Here is a 16,895-nt window from a genome sequence, read left to right as displayed (position 1 = left end):
ACTATTGTGTTTATAATGAAGAAATGTATAGCTTGATGAACATATCTGGTAATCCGCCTGTCATATTCTTGTCCATCTGCAAGGAACGGCTAAGACTTGCTATTGTGCCTAAGGCATCTATTGAGAGTTGTACCAAATCTTTTCGCTGCCTCTCTGAAAGCATTGCCATTCCGAAGTCATCAATGGACAGGAATGGTTGCAGTATCATCCAAAAATAGGCAGTCCGTTGTTCGGCGGAAGTAACCTTTCCACTCTTAATATCAGCAACGCAAGTCTGCGCATTGGCGATGATTCTTCGATTGGTACGAACCGCCATATATGCCACGGCATCCCTTGCCGGTAAGTTTCCTTTCCTTGAAGATTGAGCAATCATCTTGCACACATCTTCTGTTCCACTTGTTATATACGAAACCGACACGTCGCTCATCTCGTATAGATGAGATAGAAATGTTCTGAACAGTCTGTCTTCCGTTTTCAAGAAGGCAAGAAACTGTGATTGGTTGGCTATGCCTTCCTTCTTCACCTTCTCTAAGAAGAAATGATAGGTGGTCAAGATCCTTGTATTGTCACCTTTATACAATGGTATGGTGTCCATACTCTCAAAAAACTTTGAAGCCACCAAGGAAAGGCCGTCCGTTTCCTTATTACCTTTATAAGGTGTGGCGTTCATCTTCAACAGAAGTACATCCTTGAATGTCCTTCGCTTGGCGGTTGCTATGCGCATAAACTCGTCACGGATGGAGTCATGGACATTGGAAAATTCTTCCAGAGGAAACGAATGTGCCTTTTTGATGGTGTCTCGCATCAGACAAGCAGAAACCGAGTCTTCTAAAGTACGCCATTTGGATATTTTGTCGGCAAGGTGTTCCATAGACAAATCCTTGTCTGATTTCATCCTTGAAAGGAACACCTTTTGCGCATCCAATGCCTCCCTTGCATCATGGAAAGATGATTCACTGGCATTTTTTGAACAGGATGCCAGCAAAAGAATGGCAAGTATGATGGCAGACAACATGGACATATGCTTTCTACCTTCAAAGTATGATATGCGAAAACTTGAAGTGCAAGATTGTTTGCACTTCACCCTCAATCGGCTTTTTGCCGCAGATATGATAATGTTTATACTTTCCATTTCGGACTTTGTTTGAAATTTGCGGTGCGAATTTACAACTATTTATCTGGTATTCATTCAAACTAAATCAAACTTTATATTTTATTCTAATTCATACTTTATAGCATGATATGAAATGATAATATATCCAAGAAAGTGCAGTACATCAATCTTTAATTAACTATAATAATTATCAGAGTATGATTATACTTTGATGAAATATAAGTATCTTTGTCGGCAAATTACAAATCAGTGTATAATAGCTATGGCAAAAGTAGGTTACATATTTAACTCGGAGCAGTATGACACATTCACCTTTGACCGGGCTTGGATGGAGAAGTATGGCTGCTGCCGTATCATAGAAGATAATGCAAGCCAAGAGAAGACACGCCCAGAATGGAAGCAACTCATGGATTGTCTGGAACGAGGTGACGAACTGGTCATCTCGAAGTTCAGCAATGCGCTACGTGGCATTCGGGAGTTGGCGATGTTCCTGGAGTTTTGCAGGGTGAAGGTGATAAGGGTCATTTCCATACAAGACAAGATCGACTCCAAGGGTGAGCTATTCCCAAGTACATCAATAGCCGATGTGCTTTTCATGTTCGGTTCGTTGTCAGAAGAGGTCGTTGCCTTGCGCAAGGCTACTGCCCATGTGGAATATATCAAGTCGGGTATTAAACCTGCCAAGAGTTCAACTCCAAAGAAAGGCATCGACCGTGAGAGGAATATCGTCAATATGTATAACAACAACTACACTATCGATGACATCTGGAAGGTCAGCGGCTTCAGGAGTCGCAGCTCGGTGTTCCGCATACTCAACAAGTATGGGGTGAAGCTGAACCGTGGAAAGTTCAGCGGGCCGCTCGGCAAGAGGAAGCCAAAGGATGAAAGTGAAATATAAAAGGTGATTTTATGAAGAATATACTTTGTTTTGAGGGAGAATGGAAATTCAATACCCACAAAAAGCCTGAACGCTTTGATTTGAATAGCGAGCCTATTCTTAGAATGTTGAAAGAATATCATAAATGCGATGCTATTTATAGGCACATTTTGACAAAAGAGGATTTGAAACTCTACATAGAGTATTTCAACAGGAACAAACGTGAATGGAATAAAATAGACATTGTTTATATAGCTTGTCATGGTTGGTTTCATTCTATAAGTTTAGAGGGAGAGAATGGAAATGTTGATTTACAAGAATTGGCAGATATAGCCGGGGATTTCTTCCGTGATAAAATAGTTCACTTTAGTTGCTGTAAAACACTCGCCAACACCTCTGAAGTTGAGCACTTCAAGTCTATTACAGGCGCAAAATTGGTATGCGGATATAAGAAGAGCGTAGATGCAATGAAATCAGCCATAGCTGACACGGCTTTACTGAATGAATTGATAACAAGCAACAAGCCAGGCAATATCAAAAATATTGCCATTAGTAAGTTTCGCAAAACATACAAATCCTTATTGAACGAATTAGATTTTTGTGCAATATAGATAAATGGTGAGCCATACTGCAACTGATGCTTGCAGTATGGCTTGCCCATAATACTTGGCAGATAAGGCAATTCCTTATCTGTCTCTTCTGAAATCATTTCGCTTGTCTCCGTGGAAAAGGCTTTTGAGCGTTCCGCCTAAAGCCTTGAACACGAAGAATACCACGAACAAAGATACGATGTCGTCCATACTCTATAGTTTTCGTTTGTTATACTTGTGACTTGTACAGATTGATGATGTCCATCCCCATCGACTTGGCTTTTCGGCAAGTGTAGAACGTGCCGCCCTTGGGCTTGCCGTCGAAGAAAGCAATCAGTCCGCACGAATGAGAAAGCATATAATCATTTCGTCTGAGCAAGCATCCATTGAAATAGTACTTACTCAAAAGGATAGCATCGTCCGCCTTGTCAAGAATATCCCAATAGCGGTCTTGCTCCCTAGCGCTCCACCTCTCGTTCTGACCGTCATAGGGAATGACGGCAATAAGTTTCAGATTGGGAAGTTCCACTTTCAATGAAATCACCTCCTCGGCTGCCAACATATCGAAACCGAGTGCCATGCCACAATAGAAATTGGTGATGCCCATAGCATAGAGCAGCCTTATCTTGCCCCTCAATTTCTTCTTTATCTCGTCCTTGCGGTCTTCCGCTATCGTGCGATGTCCCGAAAAAGCCACGGAATTGGCTTTGATGTACTTTGTCTTATCCATATCACTTTGCATATTTATAGTGTGTGCGTCCCAAGAAAAGACCTCCCAATACGTTTCCGCCAAACATTTCCAACTGATTGGCAAAAATGGCATAGCTTGCGCCGGTCGTTACCACATCATCAAAAACATAGATGTCCTTGCCTTTGAAGTAGGCTTCATCAAACTCAATCACTTGTGTCTTAGTGATGCTCTTTTCCTTGTCATGGCGGTGCTCGTGTACTGCCAAGCGGTCGCCTGAAACGGATATGTGCGAATAGCCGTTGATGATGCCGCAAAGCTCGCTCACACGATTACAGAAAGCCATGTATCGACTCTCGTTCTTGGCTTGGGTGCTGGCTGGCACACATACAAACACGATGTCCTTTATCTTCTCACCACAAACTTTGATAAGATGTGCTGCGGTCATTTGCGCCACCTTCTCAAAAGCGTTGTCCCTTGCATCCTTGAACGCCCAAGTCAGTTGGCGTGCAGCCACTGCGTCCTCGCCCACATTGCGAACCCTCACAGGAAAATACTTCAAGAAGAAATCCATCCTCTTGCTCAGCTGTCTCTTGATGTTGTCGTCTATCATTCTTGCCATAGTCGGAAAAATTATTTGCGTTAAACTCGATTATTTATTTTCCCTATTTTCGGAAGCCTTTCGGCTTGCCCAAGGGATATTTTTCCGCCACGCAAAGGAGTTGGAAGGCAAAAAGACAAATCGGAAGCGAAAAATACGCTCTATATGCAAGGCACATAGAGGAAGATTTTTTGAAAAGCATCCATGATGCCCAATTTGGCATTTGCCATGCAACTGGTACCTTTGCGGAAAATATCCGAAGCGGCAAAGACGATGGACGAAATGAAATGGCTATAAGTGCTACTACATAAGATTACAACAAGAAAAGGGTGGGTGTGGAACTGCGCCATTGGTGCAATTCCGCAAGGGAGGGACGAAGTGCTATAAAGAGAGAATGGCTTGCCGATTATAATAGAAGGACGGAACAAAGATGCGGCAGGAGTAATTGGGAAACTCTCTTGGCATCCATGCCGAGTGTGTTTCCGCTCCAGCCTTCATGCCATGTGGCTTATTGCAGTAGCGACAGTTGGTCGCCACAGTCAAGGAGCCTTTTGGCATGAAATCTTTGTGACGGCTATAAAAAGGGTAAACCATGGATTATAAAAGGAAGACGAGAAGTGAATATAAAAGATATGGGTGGGAGTGAAACTGCGCAACAGCCAGACAAGCAACTTAACGAAAGGGGTGGCATTGGTAGACAGCATGTAAGTGACGGTTGCGTCACGGATGCCGTTAGCCAATGCCATTCTGTTCGTGCTTGTCCTTCGGCAAATGGTCATTCTTCATCTTTCGGGATCTTACTCCCGATAAATAAAGAATGTCGCTTTGACGAACTGTTGGTGCGGTTTCGCATATGGGTGGGACAAAGTAATAAAAAGGGAAGACGGCTTGACGCTTATAATAGCAGTACGCATGTGGTTATAAGAGTAAACTTGCTAATAGTGGGTATAAAAGTAAACATGGTTGTATGAGCAAAACAAAAGCGACCGAAGCCGCTTTGTTTATTGGAGAGAATGAAGAAATCCTATTTCTTGCCTTTCTTGGTAGGCTTTTCAGGCTCTGCTGCTGGAGTTTCCTCCTTGTCTGGTGTAGGATAGAACTTGTTTGCGATGAAGACGATGCGGTTGTGCTTGGTGCCTTGCTGATCAACCCACTCGTCTGGTTTGAAGTAGCCCTCGACGGTGAGCATGGTTCCCTTCTGCAGCTTGTCGAAAGAGTCTACATGCTCGTTCTTGCGCCATGCCTCCATGTTCATGAAAGCTGATACCCTGTTGGTTTCCTCACCATTCTTCTCCTGACGGCTGACTGCCAATGAGAAACGTGCTACTGAAGCGTTGGTGAACTGACGGATTTCTGCGTTGTTGCCTACGAATCCTGTTACTACGAAAGTGTTCTCGATCTTTTTCATATTGAATTACTTTTTGAAGTGAAACTTAATTTTTACATGCAATCCAAGAGCAGGGATGTGGCACATGAGGGCAGCACCATGAAAATCGACTATAATACTCGTTTTCTGTTGGCGGTGAGGAGAAAAAGGAAGATTATTGGCTATTTTATTGGTCACAGCGAAGCGACCGCACAAGACGGATTCCATCTGTCGAAGCATCACGCTACCTTTGCATAGGAAAAATAGTGGCTTCAAAAAATCGGTAATTCAGAAAAGGACGCAAGAACACCGTAGCAGCATCGTATGGTACAATCATTTGCAGCAACCATCATCAATGCAAAGCACGTTTCCATGGCGTTTTGCCGTCAGCAACAATGGTTAACCAACAGGCAATATACTTTTCCGCATGGAGGGTGGTCGCATGAGCATATTGACCAAGACAAGCAGAAGGAGAACCTGCTTCGAAGGCTACTCCTATTTGTAGAGGAAGGTAAGCATGAGCAACCAACTACAATCGCAATGCTGCAAACAAGATCCATCCTCAGACAAAAGGCTTCATTGCACGAAAAGCTCAAAGAAAGGCGTAGTCGCAGATTTTATCTCATACAAAGAGGCAGGTCGCCATTTGGCGAATACAACCATCAAAGTATAGCCATATAAAAGTTTATCGGCAAACGATGAAGGGAGTTTGCCGTTTCATACAAAAGGGCTTTTACTGGCGGAAAGAAAAAAGATGCCTGGCGAGTATAACCTTCACCAAGCATCCTTTTCGTCAGTCATAGACAAGAACGTCATCACGTCTTTCTACAATTTCCTTGCCATTGCGCAATTTCACTACGATGTCCTCACCATAGTCTGCAACAACGAAACCTTCTGTGCGTCCTCTGTAGGGTATCAGCAGTGTGCAACTGCAACCGATAATGTCGGTCAATTCTTCGTATTCAAACATAGCTCTATAAAGTTTGTGGGTTCTCCGAATGATAAATCACCTTGCACTCCTCAACCTCGGCAGGTAGTCCAAAGGCAGGATAGTGCGAGAATGATGCGTTTCCGTCTTGGCTGAGTGGAGAAACAATCTCCACTTGCCATTTCTGCATGAAGCCATCAACCATCTTGATGTCTTCATCACTCAATCCCGTAGGGTCGCCATTGATGATATAGCATAATGCCCAAGTGGGGATTTTCTCTATCGTCTCAAATCTTTCCATCAGCTAAACATGAACTTGTTTATATAATAATAGGTGTTCTCGTTCTCATACTTATAGCCGTTGATGAAATCCATCATTTCATCATCGGTTCTGTCACCTTGCGAGATAGCCATCTTCTCACACCACTTGGCAATAGCATCTTTGCAAGTGTCAAAGATGTCCTCACAAGCATCCTCGAAAGGCTCGCCCGAAGAACTCACACAGCATTCCTCTGGGAAGAAGCCTTGCTCGTCATGGACATAGAAAATGTCGCATCCACATTCTATCTCACGATAACTGACGGAAAGTTCTCCACCAAGAACTTTGTTCAGTTCATCAAAGAACTCCTCACAGGCAGACCATGCACTTTCGGTGTCAAAGGACAACAAGCAGATGTCCTCGTCTGCCTCAAACTCTGCCCAATAGATATGTCCTCTTACCGATATGCCCATATTCTCATAGTCGATGCCATAGTGTTCCGCCAACTTGTAGAGATATACGTTCTTGGTGTTCACCTCCATTGTTTGGAGCGTGTTCCAAAGGTCGGCTACCGCCTTGCGTTCGCCCATCACCTTGTACTGAGTGTCACAAATGTTTGCCATAAGTCTTCATTTTTATTCCCTAATTTTGCATCTGCAATTTCGGGATTGATTAAAATTTTGTTGCCTCAAAAGGTGTCTGTGCTTTTCCTGCAAGGTTCTCTGCTCAAATACGACCTGCAAGGTGGAGATTTTAGCAAGAGACCATAGGCACTGACCTTGCAAGGAATATGGGTACAGACATTACCTTTGCAACCAAATTTATCAAAGCCCAGAAATGGTGATGAAGATTCAGGTAACGGAGTAACAATTAGAATAGTTGAGAAATGAGAATAAAAGAGCTAAGAATGACTTGAAACAAGCAGTTACAAGTGGAAAGTAACAGAAATCATACAAGAGTTCTTACTGGCGGAAAGAAAGAGAGCGATAACCCAATACTGCACATGGCACGGTTGGGCTATCGCTCCGCAATTCGTTCAGTTCATCCAATCCATTAGTATATATATCCTAAGATGAATGAATTTATATTTGTGTATTGGCTTTGGTTGGCTGCCATAGACAAGTAACACATCTTTTTTCTTTCCGCCAGTAAAAATGGTTCTTGAAGTAGAAGTAACAGGGAAAATGGTTGTTGAGTAGCAAAATTTGTTGCACAAGATTTGTTTTTCATTTTGTTGGTTCTTTCTTGTCACCCAATAAAATGATGCTTACGTTTGAGTTTTCCTGTACCTGCTGATAATCAAGTAGGTAACAAATAAGAATTATCATCTTTCAGTGTACAACGCTGAAAGCCCCACGCCGATGTAACTATATAGATACCCCATCTAACTCTGAACGTATGAGTCCAAAGCCAATGAGGGCTGTATAATATACACCCCATAGGGCGTCCCCGTTGCTTTTGTTCTTGACAAGTTGTTGAATTTGCGAAGTTCACGAATCGTCAAAACCAAAGCGTTCAGTTACGCCTTAATATATATATGCATCCCCGACCTCAGCCCAATGGAGGCTTTCAGCAAGGTTTACGGATGCAAAGATAAGGATTATTTTTTAATAACGTATAAAAAATAGCGAAAAAAAGAAATATTAGTAACTTTATATCCGAAATTGATTTCCAGCGCAGGGAACTCTTCAGACCTGCGTCTGTGTTTTGGGCCAATTCACTAAGAAGAGTTTACTCTTGGCACGGGTAAAGGCGGTATAAAGCCAATGAATATAATCAGGTGTCAACATATCATCCGTCATATATCCCTGATCTACATAGACATGTTCCCACTGTCCACCCTGTGCCTTGTGGCAAGTGATGGCATAGGCATACTTCACCTGCACGGCATTGAAGTACTGGTCTTCCCGGATAGCCTTCATGCGGTCTGCCTTCAGCGGAATATCCTGATAGTCTTCCTCTACCCCACGGAAAAGCTGTTCTTGTTGCTCACGGGTAAGGGCTGAAGCCTCACTCTGCAAGGTATCCAACAATGCCGTTACGCTGATTTCATAATTATCATAGTCGGGAAACTGGAGCAGAAGTGTAGCAAAATGAAAACCATAAAGATCCAGATGGCGGCGCACCCGCAATACTTTCGCCCGGTCACCATTCGCCAAGAAAGAAGGAATTGACTGCAGTTCCTTCCTCACTTCAGGTGTATCGCCCGAAGCCTTCGTCTGCTTCCGCTCATTTTCTGTCCAATAATAATTGTTCTTCACAATCATGAGCATATCACCGCCGGAGAGTTCTTCCTCCCGGTCGAGTACCATATTGCGGATGCCATTATTATAGATATTCGCCCTCTTGTTGCTGCGCGTAATCACCATCGTCTCATCCTGTCCTACCTGGTAATAACTGTTGGCAAGACTCTCTACGAGTTCATTGCCCAGCATCATCACAATGTCGGCAAAGCCCTGGAAGCGGATGAGAGGCAACTGGGTGATATCATCATGGGTAATCATCTTGCGAATGACCGTAGCATTATACAAGATACCGGACTCCTGACTCTGACGGAGCACCTCATTGAGGTCGCACTCGTACACTTTCAGTCCATACCCCTCCAGCATCATCGCCTGAAGAGCAGGAGATTCCTCCTCCCCCACCGGCGGCAACTGAGCCTTGTCGCCAATGACCATCAGACGGTCGTTGCGCCCCTGATAAACAAAATGCACCAGGTCGTCCAGCAAAAAGCCACTTCCGAAATTGCCATCGCCCAATCCAAGATTAGAAACCATGGAAGCCTCATCCACCATAAACAAGGTGTCGGTATAGAGATTATCATTCAGATTGAATTTTCCATCCACACCGGCAAAAGATTTCTCACGGTAGATACGGCGGTGGATGGTATAGGCAGGGCAACCGCTGTTGAGCGAAAAAACCTTAGCCGCCCTACCCGTAGGAGCTAAAAGCATGACCTTCTGACGGATAGCCTGCAAAGTACGAACGATAGCACCCGAGAGGGAAGTCTTACCCGTACCCGCAGAACCCCGCAGAATCATCGCACAATGAGGGGTCGTATCTGTGAGGAATTGAGCAAAAACCTCCAAGGCATGCGCCTGTTCAGAAGTAGGCTGAAACCCAAATTGTTGTAATATCTGATATTTTAACTCTTCTTTGACCATATTTCAAAAACATTTTGTATCTTTGCACTTGCAAAAGTAACAATACTTTTTGAAATGAAACGAAAAATAAACATAAATTATATATTAGGGGCATGCGTCATCGTGCTTTTAGTACTCTGCACGCTGAGTATCTCTCAGCCGCTCCGTTTCCAGTCTGCCCAACAAGAACGGGAAAAGGCGGTGAAGGAAACACTTATGAAAATACGTACGGCAGAAGAGAGATATAAGGCACGGCACGGAGGCTATTCGGGAGATTTCCAGACGCTCATCAAGGGAAAATATCTGCAGGAATCCCTACAGTATATCCCCTATTCTGACGGCAAGAAGTTCACACTCTCTGCCACAACCATCGTCAGCAAGAGCGGCAAGCAGATTCCGCTGATGGAATGCGGTGCCTCTTATGAAGACTTCCTCAACGGACTGGACGAGAATGCCGTACAGGAACTCATAGACAATGCAATGATTTCAGGAGCATATCCTGGACTAAAGATAGGTGACATTACAACAGACAACAACAATGCAGGTAACTGGTAACAACAAGAATTGGCAACAAGCCCGACTCACTATCCGCGTGAGCAACAATACACTCAGCTTTTCCGTCGTGGACAGAGAAGCCGAGCATCAAGTAATATACGAACCTTACACTGTGAAAAGTGGAGTCTCCATGGCGGCAAACCTGCGTCAGGCTTTCAAGGAGAGTGACTTGCTGCAAAGAGGATATTCGAAGGTAAGAGTCTATATAGATACACCAGTACTCATCGTACCGGTAGAAGAATTCAAGGAGGAAGACCTCGCCACCCTCTACCAGCATGCTTTCACGAAGCACGGCAGTGATGCTCTTCACTATCGGGTGCAGCCATCACTGAATGTTGTGGCCATCTTCCCTATCAACAAGGACTTGAAATTGGTGGTAGAAGACAATTTCAGCAATGTGCGCTTCACCCCAATCCTTCAACCCGTATGGAACTACCTTCACCAGCGCAGTTTCGCAGGAATCAGACGTAAGTTGTTTGCCTATTTCCATGACAAGAAGGTGGATATCTTCAGTTTTGAAAAGAACCGTTTCAAGTTCTTCAATTCATTCGAGGCACCCCACCCAAAGGATGCCATCTATTTCATGATGTATGTATGGAAACAGTTGGGAATGGACCAGCAGCAGGACGAACTGCATCTCGTAGGCGATATTCCAGACAAAGAATGGCTTCTCTACAACATCAAACTCTATATCAGAAAGGTGAATGTGCTGAATCCTTGTGCAGAGTTCAACCGTGCCCCTATCACAGAGATAAAAGGTATGCCATTCGACCTGTTAGCTCTATACTTGAGCAAATAAAGAAAGAATCAGATTGATAAACAAAAAGAAATATGAGAATCATTACAGGAGAATATAAGGGACGCCATTTTGACATTCCCCGTACATTCAAGGCACGCCCTACTACAGACTTCGCCAAGGAGAACATCTTCAATGTGCTCCAGGGTTACATTGACTTTGAAGATGCCACTGCCCTCGACCTTTTTGCAGGAACAGGAAGCATCTCCTTGGAACTCGTTTCGCGCGGATGCAAGCAAGTGGTAAGCGTAGAAGCAGACCGTGACCATGCCAATTTCATCCGCCAATGTTTCAAGAAACTCAATGAAGAAAGGGATATTCTGGTACGTGGCGATGTATTCCGCTTTCTGAAGTCCTGCCACCAGAAGTTCGACTTCATCTTTGCCGATCCCCCTTATGCATTGGAAGACCTGGCAAAGATTCCAGATTTAGTATTAAACGGCAAGCTGCTCAACGAGGACGGTATCTTCGTTTTTGAGCATGGCAAAAACCATGATTTCTCCGACCATCCGAGATTTTTAGAGCACAGAAGTTACGGCAGCGTCAACTTCTCCCTCTTCAGATAATCAACTCTTTTCTGATAGCCACACAGATGGCTATCAGACAAAGAACATGATGAGAATCTGAGCGATAATCACTCTGACAAACATGCCCAGGGGATAAACCGTAGCGTAAGTGATGCTTGGTGTATCCCCATCCAAGGTATCATTGGCATAGTTCAGCGCCATCGGATTGGCCATACTTCCACAGAGAATGCCGCAGATGCTTCCGAAATCATACTTCTTGGTTTTCAGAATAATGAAACCCACGATGACTACAGGAACCAGTGTGATGAGGAAGCCGATACCTACCCACATCAGACCTTCGGGACGGACAACAGTCTCGAAGAACTGACCGCCCGCCTCCAGACCCAAGCACGCTAAATACAAGGCAAGACCCAATTCGCGCAACATCAAACCTGCACTGCGGGTCATATAGGAAATGAAATGCACACGAGGTCCCAAAGCACCAATCAGAATACCCATCACGATAGGTCCACCGGCAATACCGAGACGTACCGGAGCAGACATGCCAGGGATGTTAAACGGAATCGTGCCAACGGCAAGACCTAAGATGATTCCGAGGAAGATAGCACCCAAGTTAGGTTCGTTGAGAGTCTTGACAGCATTACCCAAGAACTGTTCCACATGGTCGATACTGGTAGGATCGCCCACTACCGTAAGACGATCGCCATACTGAAGTCGCAAATCATCGGTAGCCAACAGTCGGATATCACCACGGAGCACACGGCTCACATTCACACCATAGCTGTTGCGCATCTGAAGATGTCCGAGTCGCTTACCATTGAGTCCCGGACGGGTAACCACGATGATGCGGCTTTCCACCTTAGCATCAATGGCATTCCAGTCCACCTTATCATTATTCCACTCCTTATCCACTTTCTTACCGAAGAGAATCTGCATGGCAGACACCTCGTCCTTATTCGTCACCACCAGCACATTATCGCCTGTATGAAGCACGGTATCAGCTTGTGGCACAATCACCTGTTCACCACGCCAGACACGAGAGATGATAAACTTACGGTGAGTGAGCATGGAGATTTCTGCAATCGTATTACCATTGAGTGCCGGATTCACAATCAGATACTGTCCGATGGAAGTATGGTCGTCATCATCATTGCTTCTGATTTGCAGATCCTCAGGCTTCACAAAGAGTTTGCGCAACAGCATCATCGCTAAGATGACGCCCACAACACCCAAGGGATAAGTGACCGCACAGCCCAAGGCAGCACCACCACTCGGCATGCCCAACTGTTGCAAAGCCTGCTGGGCAGCACCGAGCGCAGGTGTATTGGTAGTAGCACCACAGAGGATGCCCACCATATCCGGCAAACTCACAGGAAGCACCCAGCACAGCAGCAGCGAGAAGAGAGTACCCACCAAGATGACCGCCATGCTCCAGAGGTTGAGCGAAATGCCCTCATGCCGCATGGAACCAAAGAAGTTAGGACCCACGTAGAGTCCGAGCACATAGACAAACATGGTGAGACCAAAGCTTTCAGCAAACTCCAGCATATTGTGATCGACAGTCAGACCGAGATGTCCGGCTACGATTCCCACGAAAAAGACGAAAGCGATTCCCAATGATATGCCTTTGATATGGAGCTTACCAAGCGCAAGACCCAAAGTACATATCAAGGAAAGGATGACGATGCCCTGCACCGCCGAATGTACGTTGATTAATCCATCAAACCACATGATCTAAATCTATCAATAGTTGTTTTTATTGAGTTTTTATTCAATTTCGAGTGCAAAGGTAATCAGAATCAGGGACAAAACAAAATAAAATCGATTTTATTTCTCAGAAACAGTAAGAAAACTTTTTCTTTTTCCCGGTTTTTTAGTAACTTTGCAACCGTTTTGCAAAAAGAACAAAGAAGTGAGCCTCCTGTGAAGGCTCAGTTCATCAGAAATAAAAACGATTATAATGAAAGATATCTGTTGTATCGGTCACATCACAAAAGACAAGATTGTGACTCCAAACCGTACCGTCTATATGGCTGGCGGCACCTCATTCTATTTCTCGTATGCCATCAACCAGCTTCCCAAGGATGTAACTTTTTCACTGGTTACAGCCATGGATCCTACAGAAAAGGAACCAGTAGAGAAGATGCTCAAGGCTGGCATCGACGTATCGATGAATGCCTCCCGCAATACCGTATTCTTCGAGAATATCTATGGAGAAAATCAGAATGAGCGCAAACAGCGCGTATTGGCAAAGGCCGATCCGTTTACCATCCAGCAGTTGGAGCATGTAGATGCCAAGGTTTTCCATTTAGGTAGTCTGTTGGCTGATGATTTCCCAACGGAGGTGGTGGAATATCTGTCTCGCAAGGGAAGGGTTTCCATCGATGTTCAGGGTTATCTGCGCGAGGTGAGAGACGAAAAGGTGTATCCTATCGACTGGAAAGAGAAGTTGAAGGTACTGAAGCATACCTACTATCTGAAGGTGAACGAGACTGAAATGGAAACCATTACGGGTCTGAAAGATGCCCATGAGGCAGCAAAACTGATTCATGCCTGGGGAGTCACCGAAGTGATCATCACCCTTGGCAGCGAAGGTTCCCTTGTCTATGTAGATGATAAGTTCTATGAGATTCCAGCCTACCCTCCTCATGAGGTGGTAGATGCCACAGGATGCGGAGATACTTATTCGGCTGGTTATCTGTATAAGAGACTGCAGGGTGCAACTCCTACGGAAGCTGGTAAATTTGCAGCTGCCATGTGCACCATCAAACTGGAGCACAATGGTCCGTTCAACCGGTCTATCGAAGATGTGGAAAAAATCATAAAGAAATAAAGAAAAGCTCAGAAAAAGTCCCCACTGAGTTTTATATGGACCTGCTGAGAGAATAAAGTCTCCCGCTGAGTTTTATATGAACCTGCTGAGAGAATAAAGTCCCACAGATTTCACAGATTTACACAGATTTATTTTTTCTTCAAAAGAATCCATATAAAATCTGTGTAAATCTGTGAAATCTGTGGGACCTTTTTGTCAGAGAAAACAGGAATTACTTAATTATTCTTTTTTGAAACCCTCTATGGCTCCCTGCACTTTTTTCTTGGTACGTTTGAAAACCTTAGAGACTTTTTCGCCTATCGTATTAGCCACATCAGCAACCTGGTCAGTTGTCTTGTCAGTAAAGTTGCGCACCTGCAGTTTTTGGTAAGCCACCTTGGCTTTGCTTACGCGGCGCACTTCCTCATCGCTGATAGAATCTTTCACTATACTGTACTCATCCAGATAAGCCTGATAAGTAGAGTCTAACTTTTCTTTCTGGGCATCAGACAATTCCCTGTTGGTAGAAGCACTCTTGACAAAAGTTTCAAACCTATTGGCAAAAGTACCGGCATGAGACAATGCAACCTGCTGCTCTTTCTCTACAGCCTTCATTGCATTCTCCATCTTCTTCTGCTCCATTCCATTCTCAGACTTCTTCTGTCCGGTTTCATTCTGTGCAAAAGCCGAAAGAGAAACGGCGAGCAATAATCCTAAACTTAAAACTGTTTTTTTCATCTATTTACTTCTCCTTTAAATATAAATACGTCACTCACTTCGGCTGCAAATATAACATTAAATCATCAAATACGCAAATAAAGTAACAAATATTCATATATTTCAACAAAAACATCAAACTATAAGGTGGAAAGTTGCCAACCTTACAATTTACAAGCAATAAACACCCCATATATATGATTTTATTACTTTTTGCACATTCAGATAGTTAAAAATCTGTTATTTTGTTCATTATCTCAAAGAAAAACTATAATTTTGCAACCGAAATAAAGATAAAGCCAAAACGATATTGCAATGTCATGCTAAAAACAATTGCAAAGAAATAGATTCGAAAGAGAATTCGGATAAATCCAGATGAGGATTCAGAAGAGAATTCAGATAAGTCTGGAGGCGGTTCAGAAGAGAATTCGGATAGATTCAGAATAAAATTGAGAATATAATAAATAACAATAAACAACAATAAAAGAAATGAAAAAAATCAGAGCAGCCGTTGTAGGATACGGCAACATTGGTAAGTTTTCTGTAGAGGCTCTTGAGGCAGCTCCAGACTTCGAGATTGCAGGTGTAGTACGTCGTCAGGGCGATAAGGACAAACCTGCTGAATTGGCTCAGTATGAAGTAGTAGATGACATCACAAAGTTGAAAGATGTAGATGTTGCCATCTTAGCTGCTCCTACCCGTTCATGCCCAGAATATGCTGAGAAGATTGTTGCTCTTGGCATCAACACCGTTGATAGCTTCGACATCCACACCAGCATCCTCGACTACCGCACCAAGCAGATGGAGAACTGCAAGAAGGCCGGCAAGGTAAGTGTTATCTCTGCCGGTTGGGATCCAGGTTCAGACTCTATCGTACGTGTACTCATGGAGAGTCTTGCGCCAAAGGGTTTGACTTATACCAACTTCGGTCCTGGTATGAGCATGGGTCACTCTGTTTGCGTAAAAAGCAAGAAGGGTGTTAAGAATGCGCTCTCTGTTACCATCCCATTGGGTGAAAGCATCCACCGTCGTATGGTTTATGTAGAGTTGGAAGAAGGTGCTACTCTTGAGGCTGTTACTGCAGAAATCAAAGCAGACCCTTATTTCGCTAACGATGAGACTCACGTATTCGCAGTAGCTTCTGTTGACGACGTGAAGGATATGGGTCATGGTGTGAACCTGATTCGCAAGGGTGTTTCTGGTAAGACACAGAACCAGCGCTTCGAGTTCAACATGAGCATCAACAACCCTGCTCTTACTGCACAGGTATTGGTGAACGTAGCTCGTGCTTCTATGCGCCTGCAACCAGGTTGCTACACAATGCCAGAGATTCCTGTGATCGATATGCTTCCTGCTTCTCGCGAGGAAATCATCGCTCACTTGGTATAAGAGGCTATTCTATACAAAGCATCTCAAGTAGAGCATTTTAAGTTTATTGAAAAAGGAAAATAGGTATCCTCTGTCAAAGGAGGGTGATAAAACAAAAAAACGAGGGCGCTGTCACAGCGTTCTCGTTTTTTCCTTTGTGCTAAATTCTACCTAAACAAAAATAAACCTAAAATCTATTAACCTAAATATCTTAACCTAAAACATTGTTGTTTTCACGCTGCAAAGATAGTAACTTTATCAAAAAGGCATGAGCACTTATCGTTCATAAAATAGCAAAATCATTCAATTTGCTGCAAATGAACGATTTTTAGCACCTTTTTACCGATTTGTTACATTTATCTGTCGCCTTTTTCTGACTTTTCCCCACAAATTTCTGTATTTTCATCAGATAAAACATAAAATCCCACAGATTTGCATAGTTTCCATATAGACCGTTGATTTTTTTAAGTCCCACAGATTTGCATAGTTTCCATATAGACCGTTGTTTTTTTAAGTCCCACAGATTTCACAGATTTACACAGATCTTAGATAAA

General features: G+C 43.8%; 19 protein-coding genes. 8 read left to right on the top strand and 11 right to left on the bottom strand.

Annotation, left to right across the window (positions count from 1 at the left end):
* Positions 1-10: 10 nt before the first annotated feature.
* Positions 11-1,021, bottom strand: coding sequence for a hypothetical protein (locus EXN75_RS04180; RefSeq protein WP_134842884.1), 1,011 nt, complete (start codon positions 1,019-1,021; stop codon positions 11-13).
* A gap of 355 nt (positions 1,022-1,376) precedes the next feature.
* Here EXN75_RS04180 and EXN75_RS04175 point away from each other — a divergent pair, with 355 nt between their 5' ends.
* Together EXN75_RS04175 and EXN75_RS04170 are read left to right on the top strand one after the other, a co-directional pair.
* Positions 1,377-2,012, top strand: a complete 636-nt coding sequence (locus EXN75_RS04175) for a recombinase family protein (RefSeq protein WP_134842883.1) — start codon at positions 1,377-1,379, stop codon at positions 2,010-2,012.
* A gap of 11 nt (positions 2,013-2,023) precedes the next feature.
* On the top strand, positions 2,024-2,602 hold the full coding sequence (locus EXN75_RS04170) for a DUF6642 family protein (protein WP_106813514.1): 579 nt from the start codon (positions 2,024-2,026) through the stop codon (positions 2,600-2,602).
* Positions 2,603-2,810: 208 nt separating this feature from the next.
* Here the strand turns inward: EXN75_RS04170 and EXN75_RS04165 are convergent, their stop codons facing one another.
* From EXN75_RS04165 to EXN75_RS04150, 4 genes are all read right to left on the bottom strand, one after another.
* Entirely contained in the window at positions 2,811-3,311 is a 501-nt protein-coding gene (locus EXN75_RS04165) for an SLOG family protein (protein ID WP_167639443.1), read from the bottom strand.
* A gap of 1 nt (position 3,312) precedes the next feature.
* On the bottom strand, positions 3,313-3,891 hold the full coding sequence (locus EXN75_RS04160) for a type I phosphoribosyltransferase (RefSeq protein ID WP_134842881.1): 579 nt from the start codon (positions 3,889-3,891) through the stop codon (positions 3,313-3,315).
* A 518-nt stretch (positions 3,892-4,409) separates the two neighbouring features.
* Positions 4,410-4,616 (bottom strand): hypothetical protein, encoded by a 207-nt coding sequence (locus tag EXN75_RS04155; RefSeq protein WP_117701451.1) that lies wholly within the window; start codon positions 4,614-4,616, stop codon positions 4,410-4,412.
* Positions 4,617-4,894: 278 nt separating this feature from the next.
* A complete protein-coding gene (locus tag EXN75_RS04150) occupies positions 4,895-5,278 on the bottom strand; it encodes a single-stranded DNA-binding protein (protein WP_010537205.1) in 384 nt (127 codons plus the stop codon).
* 282 nt (positions 5,279-5,560) lie between these two features.
* Here EXN75_RS04150 and EXN75_RS04145 point away from each other — a divergent pair, with 282 nt between their 5' ends.
* Positions 5,561-5,917 carry a hypothetical protein gene (locus EXN75_RS04145; protein WP_134842880.1) on the top strand — a complete coding sequence of 119 codons (357 nt, stop codon included), beginning with the start codon at positions 5,561-5,563 and terminating at the stop codon, positions 5,915-5,917.
* 112 nt (positions 5,918-6,029) lie between these two features.
* Here EXN75_RS04145 and EXN75_RS04140 read toward each other — a convergent pair whose 3' ends face one another.
* The 4 genes from EXN75_RS04140 to EXN75_RS04125 form a co-directional block, all read right to left on the bottom strand.
* Positions 6,030-6,206: a hypothetical protein gene (locus tag EXN75_RS04140; RefSeq protein ID WP_010537206.1), complete on the bottom strand. Its 177-nt coding sequence runs from the start codon at positions 6,204-6,206 to the stop codon at positions 6,030-6,032.
* Between the two features lie 4 nt (positions 6,207-6,210).
* Positions 6,211-6,465, bottom strand: coding sequence for a DUF6926 domain-containing protein (locus EXN75_RS04135; RefSeq protein WP_134842879.1), 255 nt, complete (start codon positions 6,463-6,465; stop codon positions 6,211-6,213).
* Complete coding sequence (locus EXN75_RS04130; protein ID WP_134842878.1) at positions 6,465-7,046, bottom strand: hypothetical protein; 582 nt, start codon at positions 7,044-7,046, stop codon at positions 6,465-6,467. The genes EXN75_RS04135 and EXN75_RS04130 overlap by 1 nt, the downstream gene beginning before the upstream one ends.
* Before the next feature lie 1,065 nt (positions 7,047-8,111).
* Positions 8,112-9,587 carry an ATP-dependent DNA helicase gene (locus EXN75_RS04125; protein ID WP_134842877.1) on the bottom strand — a complete coding sequence of 492 codons (1,476 nt, stop codon included), beginning with the start codon at positions 9,585-9,587 and terminating at the stop codon, positions 8,112-8,114.
* 54 nt (positions 9,588-9,641) lie between these two features.
* On the opposite strand from EXN75_RS04125, the gene EXN75_RS04120 reads away from it, so the two are divergent.
* Genes EXN75_RS04120 through rsmD form a run of 3 tightly spaced genes read left to right on the top strand, consistent with a single transcriptional unit; the run spans position 9,642 to position 11,483 of the window.
* Entirely contained in the window at positions 9,642-10,121 is a 480-nt protein-coding gene (locus EXN75_RS04120) for a hypothetical protein (RefSeq protein ID WP_134842876.1), read from the top strand.
* Positions 10,105-10,920 carry a DUF3822 family protein gene (locus EXN75_RS04115; protein WP_118118616.1) on the top strand — a complete coding sequence of 272 codons (816 nt, stop codon included), beginning with the start codon at positions 10,105-10,107 and terminating at the stop codon, positions 10,918-10,920. The genes EXN75_RS04120 and EXN75_RS04115 overlap by 17 nt, the downstream gene beginning before the upstream one ends.
* Before the next feature lie 32 nt (positions 10,921-10,952).
* A complete protein-coding gene (rsmD, locus tag EXN75_RS04110) occupies positions 10,953-11,483 on the top strand; it encodes a 16S rRNA (guanine(966)-N(2))-methyltransferase RsmD (protein ID WP_134842875.1) in 531 nt (176 codons plus the stop codon).
* Positions 11,484-11,516: 33 nt separating this feature from the next.
* On the opposite strand, the gene EXN75_RS04105 is transcribed toward rsmD, so the two are convergent.
* On the bottom strand, positions 11,517-13,178 hold the full coding sequence (locus EXN75_RS04105) for a putative transporter (RefSeq protein WP_408005920.1): 1,662 nt from the start codon (positions 13,176-13,178) through the stop codon (positions 11,517-11,519).
* A gap of 226 nt (positions 13,179-13,404) precedes the next feature.
* Here EXN75_RS04105 and EXN75_RS04100 point away from each other — a divergent pair, with 226 nt between their 5' ends.
* Positions 13,405-14,277 carry a PfkB family carbohydrate kinase gene (locus EXN75_RS04100; RefSeq protein ID WP_134842873.1) on the top strand — a complete coding sequence of 291 codons (873 nt, stop codon included), beginning with the start codon at positions 13,405-13,407 and terminating at the stop codon, positions 14,275-14,277.
* A 219-nt stretch (positions 14,278-14,496) separates the two neighbouring features.
* On the opposite strand, the gene EXN75_RS04095 is transcribed toward EXN75_RS04100, so the two are convergent.
* Complete coding sequence (locus EXN75_RS04095) at positions 14,497-14,994, bottom strand: hypothetical protein (RefSeq protein ID WP_134842872.1); 498 nt, start codon at positions 14,992-14,994, stop codon at positions 14,497-14,499.
* Positions 14,995-15,462: 468 nt separating this feature from the next.
* On the opposite strand from EXN75_RS04095, the gene EXN75_RS04090 reads away from it, so the two are divergent.
* A complete protein-coding gene (locus EXN75_RS04090; RefSeq protein ID WP_022110388.1) occupies positions 15,463-16,362 on the top strand; it encodes a diaminopimelate dehydrogenase in 900 nt (299 codons plus the stop codon).
* Positions 16,363-16,895: the final 533 nt, after the last annotated feature.

The organism is Segatella hominis, from assembly GCF_004535825.1.
GTDB lineage: Bacteria > Bacteroidota > Bacteroidia > Bacteroidales > Bacteroidaceae > Prevotella > Prevotella hominis.
The sequence above is the reverse complement of the archived record's forward strand: the minus strand, read 5'-3'. Positions and strand labels throughout refer to the sequence as shown.